General features: G+C 58.3%; 16 protein-coding genes and 1 other RNA gene. 13 read left to right on the top strand and 4 right to left on the bottom strand.

Annotation, left to right across the window (positions count from 1 at the left end):
- Window positions 1-134 precede the first annotated feature (134 nt).
- The 3 genes from HNR38_RS05815 to prsK all read right to left on the bottom strand — a co-directional run bounded on the left by HNR38_RS05815 (window position 135) and on the right by prsK (window position 6482).
- A complete protein-coding gene (locus HNR38_RS05815; protein ID WP_183700690.1) occupies window positions 135-2777 on the bottom strand; it encodes a tetratricopeptide repeat protein in 2643 nt (880 codons plus the stop codon).
- Window positions 2778-2830: 53 nt separating this feature from the next.
- Window positions 2831-4201 carry a PEP-CTERM-box response regulator transcription factor gene (gene prsR / locus HNR38_RS05810; RefSeq protein ID WP_343068244.1) on the bottom strand — a complete coding sequence of 457 codons (1371 nt, stop codon included), beginning with the start codon at window positions 4199-4201 and terminating at the stop codon, window positions 2831-2833.
- Between the two features lie 136 nt (window positions 4202-4337).
- Window positions 4338-6482 carry an XrtA/PEP-CTERM system histidine kinase PrsK gene (gene prsK / locus HNR38_RS05805; RefSeq protein ID WP_183700686.1) on the bottom strand — a complete coding sequence of 715 codons (2145 nt, stop codon included), beginning with the start codon at window positions 6480-6482 and terminating at the stop codon, window positions 4338-4340.
- 102 nt (window positions 6483-6584) lie between these two features.
- Here prsK and HNR38_RS05800 point away from each other — a divergent pair, with 102 nt between their 5' ends.
- From HNR38_RS05800 to HNR38_RS05745, 12 genes are all read left to right on the top strand, one after another.
- Window positions 6585-7346: a 2OG-Fe(II) oxygenase gene (locus HNR38_RS05800; protein WP_183700684.1), complete on the top strand. Its 762-nt coding sequence runs from the start codon at window positions 6585-6587 to the stop codon at window positions 7344-7346.
- A 71-nt stretch (window positions 7347-7417) separates the two neighbouring features.
- Window positions 7418-7514: signal recognition particle sRNA small type (ffs, locus tag HNR38_RS05795), an RNA gene on the top strand.
- A 143-nt stretch (window positions 7515-7657) separates the two neighbouring features.
- Window positions 7658-9577, top strand: a complete 1920-nt coding sequence (gene dnaX, locus HNR38_RS05790) for a DNA polymerase III subunit gamma/tau (protein ID WP_183700682.1) — start codon at window positions 7658-7660, stop codon at window positions 9575-9577.
- A 4-nt stretch (window positions 9578-9581) separates the two neighbouring features.
- Window positions 9582-9905: a YbaB/EbfC family nucleoid-associated protein gene (locus HNR38_RS05785; protein ID WP_183700680.1), complete on the top strand. Its 324-nt coding sequence runs from the start codon at window positions 9582-9584 to the stop codon at window positions 9903-9905.
- Window positions 9906-9929: 24 nt separating this feature from the next.
- Window positions 9930-10532, top strand: a complete 603-nt coding sequence (gene recR / locus HNR38_RS05780) for a recombination mediator RecR (protein ID WP_183700678.1) — start codon at window positions 9930-9932, stop codon at window positions 10530-10532.
- A gap of 14 nt (window positions 10533-10546) precedes the next feature.
- Window positions 10547-11698, top strand: a complete 1152-nt coding sequence (locus HNR38_RS05775; RefSeq protein WP_183700676.1) for a ribonuclease D — start codon at window positions 10547-10549, stop codon at window positions 11696-11698.
- The gene (locus tag HNR38_RS05770) at window positions 11698-11991 is read left to right on the top strand and encodes a YcgL domain-containing protein (RefSeq protein ID WP_183700910.1); all 294 of its coding nucleotides are present in this window, start codon (window positions 11698-11700) and stop codon (window positions 11989-11991) included. Before HNR38_RS05775 ends, HNR38_RS05770 begins: the two co-directional genes overlap by 1 nt.
- Window positions 11988-12437 carry a YcgN family cysteine cluster protein gene (locus tag HNR38_RS05765; RefSeq protein WP_183700674.1) on the top strand — a complete coding sequence of 150 codons (450 nt, stop codon included), beginning with the start codon at window positions 11988-11990 and terminating at the stop codon, window positions 12435-12437. Before HNR38_RS05770 ends, HNR38_RS05765 begins: the two co-directional genes overlap by 4 nt.
- On the top strand, window positions 12434-12778 hold the full coding sequence (locus HNR38_RS05760; protein ID WP_183700672.1) for a hypothetical protein: 345 nt from the start codon (window positions 12434-12436) through the stop codon (window positions 12776-12778). Before HNR38_RS05765 ends, HNR38_RS05760 begins: the two co-directional genes overlap by 4 nt.
- Window positions 12779-12844: 66 nt before the next feature.
- Complete coding sequence (locus tag HNR38_RS05755; RefSeq protein WP_183700670.1) at window positions 12845-14956, top strand: VWA domain-containing protein; 2112 nt, start codon at window positions 12845-12847, stop codon at window positions 14954-14956.
- A gap of 17 nt (window positions 14957-14973) precedes the next feature.
- Window positions 14974-15816 (top strand): AAA family ATPase, encoded by an 843-nt coding sequence (locus tag HNR38_RS05750; RefSeq protein WP_183700668.1) that lies wholly within the window; start codon window positions 14974-14976, stop codon window positions 15814-15816.
- Between the two features lie 21 nt (window positions 15817-15837).
- Window positions 15838-17016, top strand: a complete 1179-nt coding sequence (locus tag HNR38_RS05745; RefSeq protein WP_183700666.1) for a vWA domain-containing protein — start codon at window positions 15838-15840, stop codon at window positions 17014-17016.
- 209 nt (window positions 17017-17225) lie between these two features.
- On the opposite strand, the gene HNR38_RS05740 is transcribed toward HNR38_RS05745, so the two are convergent.
- Complete coding sequence (locus tag HNR38_RS05740) at window positions 17226-17714, bottom strand: MaoC/PaaZ C-terminal domain-containing protein (RefSeq protein ID WP_183700664.1); 489 nt, start codon at window positions 17712-17714, stop codon at window positions 17226-17228.
- A 219-nt stretch (window positions 17715-17933) separates the two neighbouring features.
- On the opposite strand from HNR38_RS05740, the gene HNR38_RS05735 reads away from it, so the two are divergent.
- Window positions 17934-19610 carry an AMP-binding protein gene (locus tag HNR38_RS05735; RefSeq protein WP_183700662.1) on the top strand — a complete coding sequence of 559 codons (1677 nt, stop codon included), beginning with the start codon at window positions 17934-17936 and terminating at the stop codon, window positions 19608-19610.
- The last annotated feature ends 18 nt before the right edge of the window (window positions 19611-19628 follow it).

Here is a 19628-nt window from a genome sequence, read left to right as displayed (position 1 = left end):
GATTCTTTTGGTTTTAAATAAGGTTGGTGTCTGTCTATGTAAAGAATATCGACAACCGGGAAAGCAGGCGGCCAGAACCCGGGAGTTCTGGCCGTTCATAAATCGGGTGAGTGGGGGAGAGATGTCAGCTTTGTTTACATGGCCCGGCGGGCGGTTTCCAGGTGTCCGAGAATTTCCTGACTTTCCGGTGCCAGGCGGGAGGCATTCTCCAGTACGCTTACCGCTTCGGAGTGCTGGCCAGCCAGATGCAGTATCCAGCCATGGGTATCCAGAACTGCCGGACTGTTGGGGGCGTTCTCCATGGCGCGACGCGACAGGGTGAGAGCCCTGTCAGTGTCAGACTCCCGCAGCAGCCAGGCCAGGTTGTTCAGGGCAGCGGTATTGGCAGGCCTGAATTTCAGTACCGACTCATAATGAACAGCGGCCAGCTCTTCCTGGCCATTCCCCAGGAGCCAGTCGGCACGAGCCATATGGGCGGCCGGGCTATCCGGTTGCCGGTCCAGCCATTCACGTGTGAGGGCTTCCCGTTTCGGATCACTTTGTCCGGATGTCAGTTGCAGTAGCGTGGGGGCCAGGGCTCCGTCGTTTCGCTGTTGCCATTGCCGGGCCAGGTAGTCATAGGCGGCAGTTGCGCCTTCACGACTTTCCAGAATCGAGGCTCTTGCCAGTATCGTCCGGGGTGTCTCACCAAAGGTCTGCTCCACCGCATCGATTTCGGTGAGTGCCTGGTCGTAGTTTTCGCCTGCCTGGGAGATGCCAGCAGGGAGAAGCGCCAGTTGCAGATTGTCGGGGGCGAGGCTGATGGCCTCTGCTGCCTTCGCCCTGGCATCCGGATACCGGTTTTCGGACAAAGCGGCCCGGGTTTCAGTCACCAGCAGCTCCAGGCGGGTTCTACGCACGTCCGGTGCGTCACTGTCTATCCAGGGAGCCAGTTGCTCATGGGCGTCACTGAAATTCCCCAGGCCTACGTGCACCAGAGTACTTAGCAGATCAGCGTTTCTGGCCAACTGGTCGTTATCGCTGGCAATGTCATCGAGCCATTGCAACACTTCCTGCGGAGAATGGTTCTGTGCATAGAGTCGGCCGGCTTCCTGCAGAGGCTGAATGTTGTTGGGAGCCAGCCGCGCCGCTTCCAGCAACTGGTCGATGGCACTGCCTGTATTGCCTGCTTGCGCGTGGAGCCTGGCCAACAGCAGCCGTGGGCGCTGGAAATCCGGTTGCTTTTCGACCAGAGCTTCGAGCCTTTGTCTGGCTGATTCGAGGTTGCCCAGGCGGGCGTCAACCACACTGGCAAGGTAAAGTGCGGTGGGGGCGTCGGCATAACCGTTGATCAGGGCATCACGTGTTTCCGCCGCTTCCTTCTGTTCACCGTGGTCCAGGAGGAGTTCAAGGTAGGCGGCGGTTGTTTCCCAGTCGTCCGGCCGGGAAGCGAATGCGCGTCTGAGCTGTGCCAGCGCCTGTTCCGGCTGGTTCTGGCCAATATAGTGCTGAGCCAGTGCCAGGCGCAGGCGGGTCCGGTCCGGCTGGCGGTCCAGAACTTTGCTCAGGCTGATGATGCCGGCTTCCTGCTGATCCTCAAGGGTAAGTGCCAGCACGCCATGCATGGCGGCAATGTCGTTGTCATTGGGGCGGGCTTCCATGGCCCGCTCAAGGGTCTCGAGCGCCTGTACACGGTCACCGGTGTCGATCTGTGCCATCGCCGCCGCCCGCAGGAAGGGTGTGGGCGTGGTTTCGGGGTCAAGATTCTCGGTAAGCAGGCGGGCGCCTTCCTCGACTTCCCCGGTGTCGGTGGTCAGAGCGCCGAGCATCAGGGCTGCTTCCCGGCTGTCCGGGTTGACCTTGAGCATATCCCTGAGTACTGATTTGGCTTCTTCCACCTTGCCTTCGCGTAAGGCGGCGATGGCTGCTTCGCTCTGTTCGCGGACTTCGGTGTTCTGGTTTTCTGCCAGGATCTTGTTGTAGACCTGAGCGTCGGTCGTTTTTCCCTGCTCCGTCAACACTCGGGATAGCAGTGTCAGAACATCCCGTCTGACTGGCAGGAAGACGTCAGCGGTGGGCAGATTGCTGGCAGCCTCAGTCAGGGTCTGGGCCGACAGCTCGAGTTCATTCTGTCGGTACTGGGCCATGCCTTTCCAGTAACCGACTTCAGGCAGCGGCCGGTTGCGCGCCATCCAGTCATCGGCGACAGCAATAGCTTCTCTTGTGCGGCCAAGGTCTACGTAGGTCTGGACAAGTCCGGCAATGGCGTCCGGGTTGGAGGGATGGCTGTCGACCAGACCGCTGAACAGGGACAGGGCTTCTCCCCGGTTACCTGCAATCCGGGCAGCCTCGGCCCTTATCAGGGATGCCGAGAGCTGGTCGCCGGCGGTCTCCGGTGTGAAGCGATCCAGTGTTTCCCGGGCAGAGAGATGTTTGCGCTGATCAACATAGGCCTGCGCCAGGGGTAGTGCAACGGTTTGGGTATGTTCTTCCAGCCATGGTTCAAGAAGCTCCGAAGCCTGGCGTGGTGTGCCAATGGTCAAATAGAGGTTTGCCAGTTTGACAACATGCTGTGCGTTGCCAGGGTCGGTCTGCAAGGCGTTACGCAGCTCGAGCATGGCAGACCGGTATTGTTTCTGCTCAATGTAGGTGTCAGCACGCGTGATGTGGCTAGCCGCTTCATCGGATGTGTTCTTATCGTTGCTGCAGCCGGTGAGCACGGGTATGGGCAGTAACAGTGTCCCGATTAGCAGTGCGGAGGTGATGAATGGCTTACGGCTGGTGTTTCCGGTTTTCACGTTTTTCGCTCCTTGATCACCCTTCCATCTGACAATGCACCTGAATGCAATGATCAGGTTGCGGGTACGACTGCGGTGGTCTCAATCCGGTATTTGTCCGTCAGGTTGTAGAGGGTCGGCCTGGTTACACCGAGCAGCCGCGATGCCTGTGACATGTTGAACCCGGTGTCATGCAGGGCCTGGGTAATGGCCCTGCGTTCTGCGTTCTCCCGAACCTGACGGAGGTTAAGCTGGGCTTCGATCGCGGCTTCACAGGATTCAAGCTGCAGGTCTTCCGCGGTCACCCGTTTGCCATCCGCCATGATAATCGCGCGTTTGACCTTGTTGATCATTTCCCGGACATTGCCCGGCCAGGGGTGGCCATTGATGGCCTGCACCGCATCTTCCGAAAAGGTGAGGTTGGGTCGGTCCAACTGAGTTCCGAGGGATTTGAGCAATGATCGGGCAATGATCAGCGGATCTCCCTGGCGTTCACGCAAGGGCGGAATGTCCAGCACGATTTCGCTGATGCGGTAATACAGGTCTTCCCGGAAATCACCACGATCAATCAGTTCCTGGACATTGCGGTGAGTTGCGCAGACCACGCGGACATCGACGGGGATCGGGCGTACAGAGCCAACACGGTCAACAACCCGCTCTTGCAGGAAACGGAGAAGCTTGGCCTGAAGGGCCATGGGCATGTCTCCGATTTCATCAAGAAACAGGGTGCCTCCGTTGGCACTTTCAATCTTGCCCTGTTTTGTCTGGGTCGCGCCGGTGAACGAACCTTTCTCAAACCCGAAGAGTTCGCTTTCCAGCAGATTTTCGGGGATAGCTGCACAGTTTATGGCTGCGAAAGGCTTGTCGGAACGCTGGCTGAGATCGTGCAGTGCCCTGGCCAGCAATTCCTTGCCGGTGCCGGTTTCGCCCATGATCAGCGTGGTTACATCGGTTGGCGCCACTTTCTCAACGGTTCGACAGATGGTCAGCATTTCTGGTGAGGCCGCGACGATGCCTTTGACCGAAGTGTCTATCGGATGGGCTGAAAGCTCCCGGTTTTCCCGTTCCAGCTCGGCAAGCCGGAAGGCCCGGTGAACGACGAAGGATAGAATATCGGCATCAAGCGGCTTCTGGTAGAAGTCACAGGCTCCCATCCCGATGGCTTTGACGGCGTTTTCCTTGTCCTCTCGGCCAGTCACGACAATGACTTTTGTTGTCGGCGCCAGGCGCAGAATGTCATCAAGAAGGGCAAAACCTTCACTGGCCCCACCCGGATCCGGCGGAAGCCCGAGATCCAGAGTGACCACTTCGGGCTCAAAACGGCGGATGGCAGCAAGGGCCGAGTTGCGGTCGGTGGCTAGCGAGACGTCGATATCCTCGGTGAAGCACCATCGCATCTGGCTTTGCAGGCCGGGGTCATCCTCAACGATAAGCAGCTGCTTCACAGTAACAGTCAGTCCTTTGGTCCATGTAATGATAGGTCGCCCAAAGCAGTTGTACCTCATCGGAAACTCGGTGAGGGCACCTTTCCTGACTTGATTTTTAGCTGATTATTGACGTTTTGCAACGTTGTGTTTCTGGTTAATTGGAGTTCGACGGATAATTGACGCCTTCCGCCGGTATGTCTGCGTCAAAAACAGATTCTGGAAGGGTGGCGTTGGCATGTTTCCGGGCCAGGGGAATCTGGACGGAAAAGCAGGTGCCAAGGTCGGGGGTGCTGGACACGTCGATATCTCCCCCCAATTCGCGAATATATTCCCGGGCCTGATAGGCTCCTATGCCCATCCCGGTCAGTCCCTTGGTGCTCTCAAAAGGCTTGAACAGCCGGTTGCGCAGGAACTCTTCTGTCATCCCGGCTCCGGTGTCCTGAATGAAGAGGACCACGTTGTCGCTGGCGGACTTGAGGTTGAGCGTGATTTCACCATCGGGGGGTGTTGCGTCCTGGGCATTCTGGATCAGGTGTCCGAGTATACTGGCCAGTTGCTCGGTATCGGCCTGAACAAAGACGGGGCCTGGATCTCCCTCCACAACGGGAATGGGCTGGCGCTTGCTCCAGGTTTCCAGTTGACGTTTGATCAGGTCGGTCATATCCACGCAGGTTTCGGACCGGCCCTGCCCATCTGCAGGTTTTCGAATATGTTCGACGAGGTTGGTCATTTTACGGACGGCGTGGTCCGTAGTGCTGATCATGTCGTCGAAGAAGGCCGGATTGTTCCTGTGTTTCGGGGCATTTCTGACCATTAGCGAAAGCTGGGCGATCAGGGTCTTCAGGTCATGAGCCATGAATGCCGAGGCTTTGCTTACCGCCTCGAACTGCATGGCACGTGACAGTCTTTGCTGGGCGTCAGCCTGGGCGAGAAGGTTACAGGCCTGCCTTGCCACTACCTTGATCAGGTCAAAGTTCTCCCAGTTCAGTTCCACTTTGGCGTAGGGTTCGCCGATCACGGCGATACCGTAAAGGTCATTGCCCTGATACAGGGGGATTATGAGCCAGGCCCCCTGCGTGCTGGTGATGGCGTCAGGCAGGCACTGAAGGTTGTAGCAGTCGGGATCGGAGCGGTATTCGCGGAGGCTTATAACCCATTCCTGGTCCTGAAAATACCGGGGTAGGGCAGAATCCTGATCGATAATCGTGTACTTCGGCGTGGCAAGGCCCAGGCTTGCTTTTAGCATATAGTTGCCCTGCTCATTCCTGAGCCAGATAGCCCCGGTATTGCTCTCGACCAGGCCTGCGAGGATCCTGATGACGCGCTCTGCCAGCGGCGGCTCGTTGCTCAGGTCGGCAAGCTCCCGGGTCATCCTGAGCCATTCTTCCCGGTAATCGTATTTGTAGTCGAAAAAATTCTGGCCAATAAATACCATCAGCCTGGCTCGGATTCGGCGCGACATGAGCAGGGTAATGAGAAAGGCGATTGATACGGCAACCAGCACAATCTGCAGTACCTCGCCCCAGGCGCCGCCCATTGCCTTGACATAGTAGCCACCGGCGGCAAGAAACAGCAGGTAGCCGCCTGCAAACAGCAGTGTCCCGGCATGGAAGACTGCCGAGCGTGAAAGCTGGAAGTCCACCGGCTGCTTGCGGGTGTTCATGGCATTAATGGCGAACATGGGCACCAGGGCGGCATTGACGAACCCCCGGGCATCCCAGAACGAACCATCAATCTTGGAAAGCAGCAAAGCGTCCGCGTACATCACAAAGTCGTAGCCGAAAACGATGGCAACACCGATACACAGATATTTGAGGCTGGAGCGTCCGAATGCAGGCGCGTTACGCCATATCTGCTCGACCAGGGACAGACCCAGCAGTGACAGGGCGAGCTGTCCGATCAGGCGGGTCTTGCCGTCCACCAGATCGATTTCCAGGGCATACTCGATCGTTCCCAGGGCCAGTAGTGCCATCACCAGTATAATGGCGGCAATGCCCAGCATTTTCTTCAGTTGGCCGCCCAGCTTGCCCTGTTTAAAGGTGGTTCGAAGAATGGCAAACAGCAGGAGTATCCAGGCGGTATCCCTGAGCAGTTCCAGCAGGTAGCGGACCAGAAAGCCTGGTTCCCTGAACAGACCCTGGGCAACAATGGCGGCGGACCAGAGTGCTGTGATGAAAGAGGCAAGAACCAGCGCCCTGTCGATGTCCCGACGGAAGTAGCGGCTTGCGATCAGTATCGCCAGGATGGTGTACAGCGCTGCAGATACGCCATAGCTGATCAGGGCTGGGTCCTTGAGCATCCGGTCTTTCCTTAAGTGTATCTGCGTACCCGGAGGGTGAATAAAAAACGCCCAGCGGACGTGTTTGATCTTACAATAGCGCAAAATTCGGGAGGCTGAACAATGCAGAAGAAAAATGCCCCATCGGTCGTGGTTCCGCTGCCAGAACCCAGGCTGGAGCATGCCTCCGGTCAATTGGGCCGGGTGGCAGGTGATGACACCGTTCAGGTCGGCGACGACCGCCCTCTGGCGTCTCAGGTTGACGAGTGCTGGCTCGACTCTCTGGCTGATGGTCTGGCCCGTGATTCCTGGCTTGAGCTGGATCTGGCCCGGCATCTGCCGGAAGGTCTGGTCGGTGCCTTGGCCAATGAAGCTGATATTCTCAACAAGGGCGAGGCCATGGCCCACGCCGGTATTGGCCGTGGAAGGGAGCAAACCAATGACCGAAGCGTCCGGCGGGATCGTATTGCCTGGCTGGAAGGTGTCACTGAGCCCCAGGCACTGCTGTTCCGGTTTCTCGACCAGTTGCGCGAAGGGCTGAACCGGCGACTGTTTCTGAACCTGAAGCGCTATGAAAGTCACTATGCCACCTACCGTCCGGGGGACTTTTATAAGTGCCATCTGGACAGCTTTCGTGGCCGAGCTTCCCGGGTGGTGAGTCTGGTGCTATACCTCAATGATGACTGGCATATGGCGGATGGTGGGCAACTCCGGGTTTTTCATCCGGGAAATGAGTCAGAGGTCGCCGCTGAGGTATTGCCTCAAGCCGGGCGGGCGGTACTTTTCATGAGCGAGGAAGTGCCTCATGAGGTGTTACCTGCCAACCGGACCCGCTTCAGCATTGCCTGCTGGTTCCGGCAGGATGAAGTACCATTGCCATTGTAGTCCCCCAGGCCTTCTGATACTATGCGCGCCGCTTTCGGGGAAAAGCCCCGGACGCGTTGTTATGGTGGCCCCATTGGTGCCTCCGCAACATGAAACCGTGAACCCGGTCAGGCCCGGAAGGGAGCAGCCGCAGCGGTGGAATTGTGTGCCGGAGGATCGCTGATGGGGTCACCCCCAGATTTCCTTCCCCGAATCCCGTTTCTCCGGTTTTTCCACTTGTCCGCCTGAATGAATAGCCGCGTCCCGGCTTTGCTTCTTATCAACCCCGGTCCATGCTAGAGTTAGGCGCATTTCAAGGCAGTTGAAAGAACATGAGCTATCAGGTTTTAGCCCGAAAATGGCGTCCGCGTACCTTCGAGGATATGGTTGGCCAGGAGCATGTGCTCCAGGCCCTTGTGCACGCCCTTGAACATCAGCGATTGCACCATGCCTACCTGTTCACCGGCACCCGCGGTGTGGGTAAGACTACGATTGGTCGTCTGCTGGCGCGCTGCCTGAACTGCGAAACCGGGATCACCGCCCACCCCTGTGGCGAGTGCGACAGTTGCCGTGAGATTGTTGAAGGCCGGTTTGTTGACCTGATCGAGATTGACGCAGCCTCCCGCACCGGTGTAGATGACATGCGTGAGCTGACGGATAACGTTCAGTACGCGCCCACCCGCGGTCGTTACAAGGTGTACCTGATTGACGAGGTACACATGCTCACCAATCAGTCCTTCAACGCCTTTCTCAAGACTCTGGAAGAGCCGCCCGACCATGTGAAGTTCCTGCTGGCGACGACGGATCCCCAGAAGCTGCCGGTGACCGTTCTCTCCCGGTGCCTTCAGTTCAATCTCAAGCGAATGACCCCGGAGCACATCGTAGGTCATTTGCGGCACGTGCTGACCGAAGAGCAGGTGCCCTTTGAGGATCCCGCGCTTTGGCTGCTGGCCCGTGCCGCCGATGGCAGTATGCGGGACGCCCTGAGTCTGACTGACCAGGCCATCGCCTTTGGGGATGAGAATCTGTCGGCCAGTGATGTCAGCAATATGCTCGGGACCATCGACCAGCGGGATATCCAGCGCCTGGTGAATTCTCTGGTTGAAAGAAACGGTCCGGGCCTGCTGTCCGAGGTGAATCGCATCTCCGATTTTGCACCTGATTACGGTGTCATTCTGGCCGACATGCTGTCCCTGTTTCATCGGGTCACCATGGAACAGGTGGTGCCGGGCAGTGCGGATAATGCGCTCGGGGATGCTGCTCAGGTACAGGAGCTGGCGCGGCGCCTGAGTGCCGAGGACGCCCAGTTGTTCTACCAGACAGCGCTGATGGGCCGCAAAGACCTGGCGGTGACGCCGGATGCCCGCATGGGTTTTGAGATGACGCTGCTGCGCATGCTTGCGTTCCGCCCGGGCACAGATCGCCGGGAACCTCCGGCCATCAGCGATGGCTCTGGCCACGCTGCGACAGATCCCGAACCTGACCCTGGCCCACCGCCGACACCTGAACCGGTTTCAGAACCGGCAGAGCCACCACTGCCTGAGCCACAGCCTGTTCCCGATACCCAACCGCCAACGGACGAAGAACCTCCAGCCGTGGATTACGAGTCGTCGGTGTCTGCGGGCGCGGGACCGGACTTGCCGGAACCACCCCCCTGGGATCCCGATGAGCCGGCGCCCGAGCCTCCGGAGGTGCAGACCCGTGGTGTGTCATCATCCTTGCCAGAGCCAGAGCCAGAGCCAGAGCCAGAGCCAGAGCCAGAGCCAGAGCCAGAGCCAGAGCCAGAGCCAGAGCCAGAGCCAGAGCCAGAGCCAGAGCCGAAACCGCAGGTCCCGGCGGAGGATGCTGGGGTAGAAGACAGCGGCGAATTCAACTGGGAGCGGGATTTTCGTCAGCTTGGCATCAATGGTATGTCCGGCAATCTGGCCAGCAACAGTGCGATGGCCTGGAACGGCGATACCGTTGTGCTGACCCTGCCGGACGGTCATGCGCGACTGCTTACTGCCCGCCACGAAGAGAAAATCCTGGCTGCCTTGAGATCCCGGTTCGGCGACACCACACAATTGCAGATAGAGTCCGGCGATCCGGGGGAACATACCCCGGCGGCCTATGAGGAGCGCCAGCGTGAAGCCCGGCAGCAGGCAGCGGAAGCTGCTATCCGCCAGGATCCGGTGGTCCAGAGGATTGTTGAACGCTTTGAGGGGCGGGTGGTCGAAGAGAGTATCCGTCCCCTGAAAACAGGCAGGAGTTAACTGAATGATGAATGATATGGGCGACCTGATGAAAAAGGCCCAGCAGATGCAGGAGCAGATGCAGAAGGCCCAGGAAGAAATCGCCAAAGCCGAGGTGACCGGCGAAGCCGGCGCCGGACTGGTGAAGGTAACCATGAATGGCCGTCATGATGTCCGGAAGGTGGATATCGATCCCTCGCTGATGACCGAAGAGAAAGAGGTTCTGGAGGATCTTCTGGCGGCAGCGGTGAACGACGCGGTGCGCCGGGTTGAGGCCAACCAGAAAGACAAGATGTCGGGAATGATGTCTGGCATGGGCATGCCTCCCGGCTTCAAGATGCCATTCTGACGAAGCCACGGTTGAGGAGTAGTCATGGCATTCAGCCCTCTGGTTGATGAGTTGGTGGAGTCGCTACGGTGCCTTCCCGGTGTTGGGCAGAAAACGGCCCAGAGGATGGCCTTTCACCTTCTTGAGCGCGCCCGTTCCGGGGGCACCCGCCTGGCGGATGCGCTGAATCAGGCGATGGACGGCGTCCGGCGTTGCGACAGCTGTCAGAATTTTGCAGATACCGAACTGTGTCCGATCTGCGAAACCCCGGAGCGGAAAAACGGAACGCTCTGTGTGGTTGAAAGCCCCTCCGATCTGCTGGCCATCGAACAGGCCGGGGATTATCGGGGTGGTTACTTTGTGCTGATGGGGCATCTTTCTCCGATTGACGGCGTCGGCCCCGAAGAGATCGGCATTGAACGCCTGCTCGGCCGTATCCGGGAGGAAGGCGTCAGCGAGCTGATCCTGGCGACCAATCCGACCGTAGAAGGTGAGGCGACAGCCCATTACATCGCTGATCGGCTCGATGGCCAGAACGTACTGATTACCCGGCTGGCCCATGGTATTCCGGTGGGCGGTGAGTTGGGCTATGTCGATGGCTTCACCCTGACCCACGCATTCAGAGGGCGAAAGCCCCTTTCTGACTAACAACCGGATGATCTATGACCCATTCTGAACCGGCTGTCCGGATTCCTCCCGCCCCGGAAGGTGTCTACTGGTTGCATACGCCGGAGCAGCTTGACCAGTGGCTGGAACAGTTGCCGGACTCAGTGCCTCTGGCACTGGACACGGAATTCGAGCGCGTATCGACCTTCTATCCGATTCCGGGTCTTGTCCAACTGGGGGGAGATGGTGAGTTCTGGCTGGTTGATCCCGGAGTGGCGGAACAATCGGCTCGTTTTCGCGCAGTGCTTGCCGACCCGGCCCGTCCAAAACTGCTGTACGCCATGAGTGAAGACCTGGAGCTGTTCCGGCACTGGCTGGGTGTTGATCCCGCCGGGCTGCTGGATCTGCAGATCGGGGCTGCACTGGCAGGCGCCGGTTTCTCTGTGGGCTATGCGCGACTGGTTGAAACCCTGTTCGGGGAAACTCTCGACAAATCCGCAACCCGTTCGGACTGGCTGGCGCGCCCGCTGACGCCGGAGCAGGAGCGATACGCACTGGATGATATACGGTTTCTGTTGCCGCTGTATCAGTGGGTTCTCGCCAGGCTCAGGGACCGGGACCTGGAGCAGGCCATGGCCGACGAATCCCAACGTTTTGCCGAGGAAGCCGGCCGCCACGATGACCCGGAGGAACACTACCTGAAGCTTCGGGGTGGCTGGACGCTGTCCCGAAAGCAGCAGTCTGTCCTAAAGGCGCTGGTGGCCTGGCGGGAAAGGGAATGCCGCCGCCTGGACAGGCCCAGAGGGCGCGTTCTTAATGATGGGTTGCTGATTGCCGTGGCCGAGCGCCTGCCTTCGACCACGGCTGTTCTGAAAGATGTCCAGGGGGTGCCCGGCGGCTTCGTCAAGCGCTACGGCAAGGACCTGGTCGCGCTTGTCCAGCAGGCGGCCGAAGCAGACGACCCGCAACTGGAGTTGATTCCGGGGCCATTGTCCCGTGAGCAGCAGACGACCTGCAAGAAAGTGAAAAAGCACTTCAGGAAAGTCGCTGAAGATAATGATATTCCAATAGAATTAATTGCCCCAAGAAAGCGGGTTGAGCGACTGGTCAAAGACGGAACCTTTGCTGGAAATGATTTTTTCACCGGGTGGCGACAACGCCTCATCGCTCCGGTGGTCTCCGATATTGAGGAACTTCTTACACCATGATCAACGACCGTGAATTTGTGTCGGTATTCCGGAGCAGCAAGAAAGGGGATACTTACATCTATGTCCGGAGAAGCCAGGACTGGAACGAGTTGCCCGAGGCACTGCGGTCCATCTTTGGCACGCCTGTTCATGCCATGGATCTTCTGCTGGACCGGAACAAGGTGCTGGCCAGAACCTCTGGCGCTGAGGTTCTGGATGCGCTCGCGGAGAAAGACTTCTACCTGCAATTGCCCGAAGAGCAGGACACCTATATTGTGGACTTCAAGCGGAAAATCGAGCAGCACGGCCAATGACCGCCTGGATTCCCTTCTGGCAGCGTAAACGACTGCATGAGATGTCCCAGGCCGAGTGGGAATCCCTGTGTGATGGCTGTGGTCAGTGCTGCCTGCAGAAGCTTGAAGACGAAGAAACCGGAGAGGTATACCACACAGAGCTGAGCTGCTCGTACATGGATACCGATAACTGCCGGTGCACGGTTTATTCTGAGCGACTGGAGAAAGTCCCCGGCTGCACGGTGATTACACCGGAGACCGTCGCGGACTATCACTGGTTACCGCAAACCTGTGCCTACCGGACTCTGGCCGAAGGGAGGCCGCTTCCGGCCTGGCACCCGCTGATAAGCGGGGATCCGGAAACTGTTCACCGGGCGGGTGTATCTGTCCGGGGGCGGGTTCTGTCTGAGGATCGGGTGCCGGAAGAGGACTGGGAGGAACACATTATTCACTGGGTTCTGTCATGATCAACGCTGATGCTTCACTGGCCTATGCCATTTTCTGGGTCGCCTACGCGGTTGCTTTTGTCATTTTCTTCTACATGATGAAGGCGCTGTTCCGTTACCTGCCACTCTATGGACTGCGTACGCTTCTTCTCTCCGCACTGGTGGTCGCGCTGCTGACCCCCGTTGAGTCGCTGGATGTGGCGGGCTGGTGGATGCCGGCCTGGCTGTTTTCCGGTTACGAGCTGGTTCTGGGTGATGCCAATGACGCGGCCCGTGGGTTGTTCAATTTTGGTATTGCCGCCCTGGTGATGGTGCTGGTCTGGATTCTTGATCTTGTGAGATACCGGCTGGTCCGGAAATAACGATAACACCCGACATAATACGGTGAGCGACGAAGGATGAAAGGAATTCACGGACTCTTGTTGACGATGGCTGCGATCGCACTTCTGGCCTGGCGGCCGGCGCTCGCTCAGGATCCTTCACTGACCCTGCCTGAAGAGGCGGATGTCCGGGTGGTGGTGGATATTTCCGGTTCAATGAAGGACACCGATCCGGATAATCTGCGCCGGCCGGCAGTACGACTGATCGCACGCATGCTGCCTGAAGGCGCGTCAGCGGGACTTTGGACGTTTGGGCAGTACGTCAACATGCTGGTGCCCCATGACACGGTCAGCCAGCAATGGCGTGACACCATGGTGTCGAAATCCGACCAGATCAATTCAGTGGCGCTCTACACCAATCTCGGGCTGGCCATTGAAAAAGCCAGCGACGACTGGCTCTCAGACGGAACCCTGGAAAACACCCATCTGATCCTGCTTAGTGACGGCAAAGTGGATATTCCCGACAGTGACGAAGACAGTCGGGCTGAAGAACAGCGGATCCTGAACGAGTTGGTTCCGGCTCTGGCTGACCAGGGGCTCACCATCCATACCGTTGGTCTGTCAGAACAGGCCGACATTGAGTTCCTGCGTGAACTGGCCCGGCAGACGGGGGGCAGCTTCCGCCTTGCCCAGTCAGCCGAAGCTTTGAACCTGGCCTTTGCCAATGCCCTGAACACTGCCGTGCCCCAGGAACAGGTGCCGATTGAAGGCAATGCTTTTACCGTCGATGAAGGCGTCAGTGAATTCACGGCGCTGATCTTTTCCGGAAAAGAGGCGGATCAGGCAACCGCGCTGGAACTTGCCGTGCCGGACGGCGAGCTGTTCGCGGCGGAAGGAGCACCGGAGAATGTTCGCTGGGCCAGCGAGCCGGGCTATGACCTGATCACCGTAACCGATCCCGAAGCCGGTGAATGGCGGCTTATCGGTGAACTGGGACAGGGCAGCCGCGTCACTGTGGTCAGCGACCTGCGCATGGCGGTCAAGGATATCCCTTCCGAGTTTTCCGAAGACAATCCCTTTGCCGTGGAAGTCGCGTTCTATGAGGATTCCGAGAAACTGGTGAACCCGGATTTCCTGGGCGTGATGGATGTGAGATTGTCGATCACCGCTGCCGATGGTCGGCGGGGGGCCAAGGAACTGGCGCCGGACGCTCCGCCGGAAGACGGCGTGTACCGGGATACGGTCAGCCGTTTGCCCCAGCCTGGCCGATATGACATTGAGATCGTGGCCGATGGCGCAACCTTTTCCCGGAAATTCAGCGCGGTGACCAGTTTTGTTGTGCCAGGCGAAGAAGCGCCGGTACCGATGGTGTCAGAGCCCCTGGTGCCCGATTTGAGCCAGCAGGTAGAGGACCCCGGACTGGTCGGTGAGCCGCCTGCAGAGGAATCCGCCCAGCCGGAGCCGGAGCCCGCTGTGACTGAAGAGGCGGAGCCGGAAGTGAACGAGCCAGCCCCCGCTGAACCTGAGCCCATCGTTACCGAACAGCCGGCCGAGCCGGTGACTCCGGAGGAAGAATCGACGCTGCCCCTATGGATGCTGGCAGCTGGCGGTGGCGCTGTGGTGGTGTTGCTGGCAGGAGGGCTGTTTGCCTGGCGCCGGAAGAAGAAGCGAGAGGCACAGGCCGAGGCTGAAGCTGCTGACCGTGAGACGGTTGATGACCTGCCGGATGACGAGGTGCCGGTGGTTGAGCCGGAGGCCGTGGAGGAGGAGACTCCTGAAGAGCCAGAGCCAGAGCCAGAGCCAGAGCCAGAGCCAGAACCAGAGCCAGAAGAGGATCCGGTGGAGGAGCTTCTGGCCCAGGAAATGGAAGCGGATCAGGACGAGGCCATTCCGGAAGTTAACGAGGAAGTGCCCGGGGAGGCAGGGGATGTTGATGCCGACCCGGAGATTCCCACGGCGGACGACGCTGTAACGGAGCCCGAAACCGAAATCGAAGATGCCGAAGAAGGTGGTAACGAAGAGGCCTCGGAGGACGTTCCGGAAGCCGAACCGGAACCCGCTGAGGGGGAAGAGGACGATGAGGACGAATTCGGTCTCGAGGACTTTGACCTGTCAGAATTCGACGATCTTCCGGACTACGAAAGCGAATTCGATGAGTCGGATGACGACAAATCCGATCAATCCGACACCGACGACGATAAAGCCGATAAGAAACCGTAACCAACAGGAAACAGACCATGAAGTTCACCGGTACTGACAGTTATGTGGCAACAGACGATCTGCAGATGGCCGTGAATGCCGCCATCTCGTTGCAGCGGCCACTGCTGATCAAAGGCGAGCCCGGTACGGGAAAAACCCTGTTGGCCGAGGAAATGGCCTCGGCACTGGGCCTCAAGCTGATTCCGTGGCACATCAAGTCCACGACCAAGGCCCAACAGGGGTTGTATGAATACGACGCCGTTTCCAGACTGCGTGATTCCCAGTTGGGGGATGAGAAGGTCAATGACATCCGCAACTACATTGTCAAAGGCAAGCTCTGGGAGGCTTTTGAGGCTGATGAGCAGGTGGTGTTGCTGATTGACGAGATCGACAAGGCAGACATCGAGTTTCCAAACGACCTGCTTCTGGAGCTCGATCGCATGGAGTTCTTCGTCTATGAAACCCAGCAGTTTGTCAGGGCCAAACAGCGACCGATTGTGGTGATTACCAGCAACAACGAAAAAGAGCTGCCAGACGCCTTCCTGCGCCGCTGCTTTTTCCACTACATCAGCTTCCCGGACCATGACACCATGAAGAACATCGTGGATGTCCATTTCCCGGGTATCCAGCAGCAGGTGGTGAGAGATGCTCTGGAGGTTTTCTTCGATGTCCGCAAGGTGCCGGGCCTCAAGAAAAAGCCGTCCACCTCGGAGTTGATTGACTGGCTGAAACTGCTGATGGCCGATGATCTGTCCGCCGAAGCGCTTCAGCAGAAAGACAGCAGTTCCGCATTGCCGCCGCTCTACGGCGCCCTGGTGAAGAACGAGCAGGATGTGCATCTGTTGCAGCGGCTGGCGTTCATGGCGCGCCGTCGAAACTGATCTTCGGGCCGAGCCTGTCTTATGCTGATTGACTTTTTTCTTGAAGTACGCCGGGCCAGAGTGCCCGCCAGTCTCAGGGAATTTCTGGATCTCCTGGAGGCGGTTCAGAACCGCCTGGCGTTCGCGGATGTGGAGGAATTTTACTATCTGGCGAGGGTTTGCCTGGTCAAGGATGAGCGCCATTTCGACAAATTTGACCGTGCCTTCAAGGCGTATTTCGAAGGCATAGAAAACCTCGATGAGCTGCTCGAAGCGCTGATTCCCGATGAATGGCTCAGGAAGGAATTCGAGAAGCACCTGAGCGACGAGGAAAAGGCGCAGATTGAATCGCTCGGTGGCCTGGAAGAGCTGATCGAGACCTTCAAAAAGCGGATGGAAGAGCAGAAGGAGCGCCATGCCGGTGGCAATAAATGGATCGGCACGGGCGGCACCTCTCCCTTTGGTGCTTACGGTTATAACCCCGAGGGCGTCCGTATGGGGCAGGACAAAGGCCGTCATGGTCGCGCGGTGAAAGTCTGGGACAAGCGCGAGTTCAAGGATCTGGACGACAGCGTGACCCTGGGCATCCGTAACATCAAGGTTGCCCTGCGCCGGTTGCGTAAATTCGCCCGTGAGGGCGCTGCAGACCAACTGGATATGGATGACACCATCCGATCAACCGCCCGCAACGCCGGCTATCTGGATCTGAAAATGGTGCCGGAGAAGCATAATGCGGTGAAGGTGTTGCTGTTTTTTGATGTCGGCGGCTCCATGGACCCTCATATCCGGGTCTGCGAGGAGCTGTTCTCCGCGGCGAGGCTTGAGTTCAAGCACATGGAGTATTTCTACTTCCACAATTTCGTCTATGAGAGCGTCTGGCAGAACAACATTCGCCGGATGAACGATACCACCAGCACCTGGGACATCCTCCGTACCTATTCCCCGGACTACAAGGTTATTTTCGTGGGTGACGCCACCATGGCGCCCTATGAAATCACCCATCCGGGGGGCTCGATTGAGCACTGGAATGAGGAGGCTGGCGCCACCTGGTTCCAGCGGATTACCGAGCATTTCGACAAGGTGGTCTGGCTGAATCCGTTACCTGAGGACTACTGGGGCACCGCCGGATCGCTGCAGATCACCCGTCAACTGGTGAACGACCATATGTATCCGCTCACCATTGAAGGTATGGAAGCGGCCATGAGGGAACTGAGCCGATAAAAAAAGCCGATGCGGTTGAGGGCATCGGCAAAGCTCGGCGTTTTGGCGGACAGGCCATGACCGATCCGCCGCGTTCCAGGCAGCAACTTCGGGGCCATTGCTCAATACCCACTGTCGGATCAGTGAGATACCGGATAATGGCCCGGGCATCGCCTGCCGGCTTTGTTAATTAAGTCGACACCATAGGCTGAGTGGTGATCCCAGCGCCATTACCCGTTATCGATGGTGATTTTCGGCAGGCTCGGTTTCTGCAGGGAAATCTTCTCGGTGGGAGCGATCACGGTCGCTTCGCCGCTGACCACCTGACTGCCGCTCTGGTTGCGAACATCGCATTTCATGACCACGCGGTTCTTGGGCAACTTGCTGGCCACGGTGAGGGTGACCGTCAGAGTGTCGTCCAGCTTGACCGGCCGTTTGAAGGCAAGGCTCTGTTCAAGATAGATGGTGCCCGGCCCCGGCATCACCGTGGCCAGTGCGGCAGAGATCAGCGAACCGCTCCACATGCCGTGAGCAATCCGTTCCTTGAACATGGACTCGGCGGCGAACTCGGAATCCAGGTGTACGGGGTTTACATCACCGGAAACGGCGGCGAACAGGACCAGTTCGTCTTCGGTCAGGGTGCGTGTGAAGGTTGCCGTATCACCTTCGTTCAGCTCGTCGTAGGTGATGTTTTCCAGGGTGTCGAGAGTGTCGCTCATGGCCGCTCCGTGTGTGATGTTTCTCGCTTGGTTTGATTCCAGTTGCGTCGAAAGCTACCTCATCGGTAACAAAACTGCTATTCTCTCTCCACTTTTTTGAGGCTGATACTTTGGTCGGGTTGATTTTTTGATCAATTCGACCTTCGAACAATAAGAGAACGAGGGAGTATCCGCGCCCGTCCGGTAGCTCCCCAAGCGCCAACCAGACAGGAGATGGTGATGGATTTTGAGCAGTTCTATCAAGATAAGTACCCCGCCGGCATTCCCCGTGATGTGGACCTGAACAAGTACAGGCACATGGTGGATGTCTTCGAGCAGGCGGTGGCCCGGTATGGGGATCGGCCGGCTTTCTCCGCGGTTGGCGTCACCCTGACTTACCGGGATCTTGATGCTCAGAGTCGCAATTTTGCCGCCTGGCTGCAGAACAAAACCGATCTGAAACCGGGTGATCGCATCGCGGTCCAGATGCCCAACGTGACCCAGTACCCCGTGGTTGTCTACGGTGCCATGCGGGCGGGTCTGATTGTGGTCAACACCAATCCGCTATACACCACCCGCGAGATGGAGCACCAGTTCAATGATTCCGGTGCCCGTGCCCTGGTGGTTCTGGCCAACATGGCCGATAACGCAGAGAAGGTGCTGCCGCATACCGGTGTCGAGCATGTCATCGTTACTGAAGTGGCGGACATGCATTCGCCCGTCAAGCGTACGCTGATGAATGCGGTCGTCCGTCACGTCAAGAAGATGGTGCCCTCGTTCAACATTCCCGGTGCCCATCGTCTCCCGGCCGTGCTCAGCGCCGGTGCCCGGGAAAACTTTGAGCCAGTTGAGCTCAAACCGGATGATCTGGCCGTACTTCAGTACACCGGTGGCACAACGGGTGTGGCCAAAGGCGCCATGCTCACGCACGCCAATCTGGTTGCCAATGTGCTGCAGATTCGCCCGATGATGGAAAATCAGGTGAAAGAAGGGCAGGAGGTCGTTGTCGCCCCGCTGCCGCTCTATCACATCTACTCGTTCACCCTGAACTGCGGCATCATGGTCGAGGCTGGCGCCCACAACGTGCTGATTCCTAACCCGCGCGACATTCCGGGCTTTGTCAAAGAGCTGCAGAAGCACAAGTTCACCGCATTCCTGGGGCTCAATACCCTGTTTGTGGCCCTTTGCAACAACGAGGATTTCCAGGAACTGGACTTCTCCGCCCTGAAGCTCACGGCCTCCGGCGGCATGGCTCTGACCACCGATACAGCCAAGATGTGGGAACGGGTGACCGGCTGCGAAATCACCGAGGGTTATGGTATGACCGAAACCTCCCCGGTGGTGACCTTCAATCCTCACAGTGCAATCCAGATTGGTACTATCGGCCTTCCGATTCCGGCGACCCGCGTCAAGACCATTGATGAAGAAGGCCAGGAAACGCCGATTGGCGAGCCCGGTGAGCTTTGCGTGCAGGGCCCGCAGGTCATGCGCGGCTACTGGCAGCGCCCGGAAGACACCCGCCAGTCCTTCACCGAGGATGGCTACCTGAAAACCGGTGATGTGGCGGTGATTCAGGAAGATGGCTACATCCGTATTGTTGACCGCAAGAAGGACATGATCATTGTGTCCGGCTTCAACGTCTTCCCGAACGAGGTCGAAGACGTGGTTTCCAGCCATCCGAAGGTTGTCGAATGCGCCGCTGTCGGTGTGCCCGATGCCAAGAGTGGCGAGGCAGTCAAGGTCTACGTCGTGGCTGGCAAGGAAGGGGTGACTGGCAACGAGATCAAGGAATTCTGTCGTGAGCGGCTGACAGCTTACAAAGTGCCACGGCATTTCGAATTCCGGGATGAGCTGCCCAAGAGTAACGTGGGCAAGATCCTGCGCCGGGAACTTCGGGACGAAGCGAACGAAGACTGACGTTACGACTGTAACCGC

Source organism: Marinobacter oulmenensis, assembly GCF_014201735.1.
Taxonomy (GTDB): Bacteria; Pseudomonadota; Gammaproteobacteria; order Pseudomonadales; family Oleiphilaceae; genus Marinobacter; species Marinobacter oulmenensis.
Note: the sequence above shows the minus strand (reverse complement) of the source record. Positions and strands in the feature narration are given on the sequence as shown.

Bases quoted from the DNA above. Each gene is read 5' to 3' on its own strand.
- recR (WP_183700678.1), top strand. From the start codon at position 9,930: ATGGCATTCAGCCCTCTGGTTGATGAGTTGGTGGAGTCGCTACGGTGC.
- HNR38_RS05740 (WP_183700664.1), bottom strand. From the start codon at position 17,714: ATGAGCGACACTCTCGACACCCTGGAAAACATCACCTACGACGAGCTG.
- HNR38_RS05785 (WP_183700680.1), top strand. From the start codon at position 9,582: ATGATGAATGATATGGGCGACCTGATGAAAAAGGCCCAGCAGATGCAG.
- HNR38_RS05765 (WP_183700674.1), top strand. From the start codon at position 11,988: ATGACCGCCTGGATTCCCTTCTGGCAGCGTAAACGACTGCATGAGATG.
- HNR38_RS05745 (WP_183700666.1), top strand. From the start codon at position 15,838: ATGCTGATTGACTTTTTTCTTGAAGTACGCCGGGCCAGAGTGCCCGCC.
- HNR38_RS05775 (WP_183700676.1), top strand. From the start codon at position 10,547: ATGACCCATTCTGAACCGGCTGTCCGGATTCCTCCCGCCCCGGAAGGT.
- HNR38_RS05760 (WP_183700672.1), top strand. From the start codon at position 12,434: ATGATCAACGCTGATGCTTCACTGGCCTATGCCATTTTCTGGGTCGCC.
- HNR38_RS05800 (WP_183700684.1), top strand. From the start codon at position 6,585: ATGCAGAAGAAAAATGCCCCATCGGTCGTGGTTCCGCTGCCAGAACCC.
- HNR38_RS05735 (WP_183700662.1), top strand. From the start codon at position 17,934: ATGGATTTTGAGCAGTTCTATCAAGATAAGTACCCCGCCGGCATTCCC.
- HNR38_RS05755 (WP_183700670.1), top strand. From the start codon at position 12,845: ATGGCTGCGATCGCACTTCTGGCCTGGCGGCCGGCGCTCGCTCAGGAT.
- HNR38_RS05750 (WP_183700668.1), top strand. From the start codon at position 14,974: ATGAAGTTCACCGGTACTGACAGTTATGTGGCAACAGACGATCTGCAG.
- prsK (WP_183700686.1), bottom strand. From the start codon at position 6,482: ATGCTCAAGGACCCAGCCCTGATCAGCTATGGCGTATCTGCAGCGCTG.
- dnaX (WP_183700682.1), top strand. From the start codon at position 7,658: ATGAGCTATCAGGTTTTAGCCCGAAAATGGCGTCCGCGTACCTTCGAG.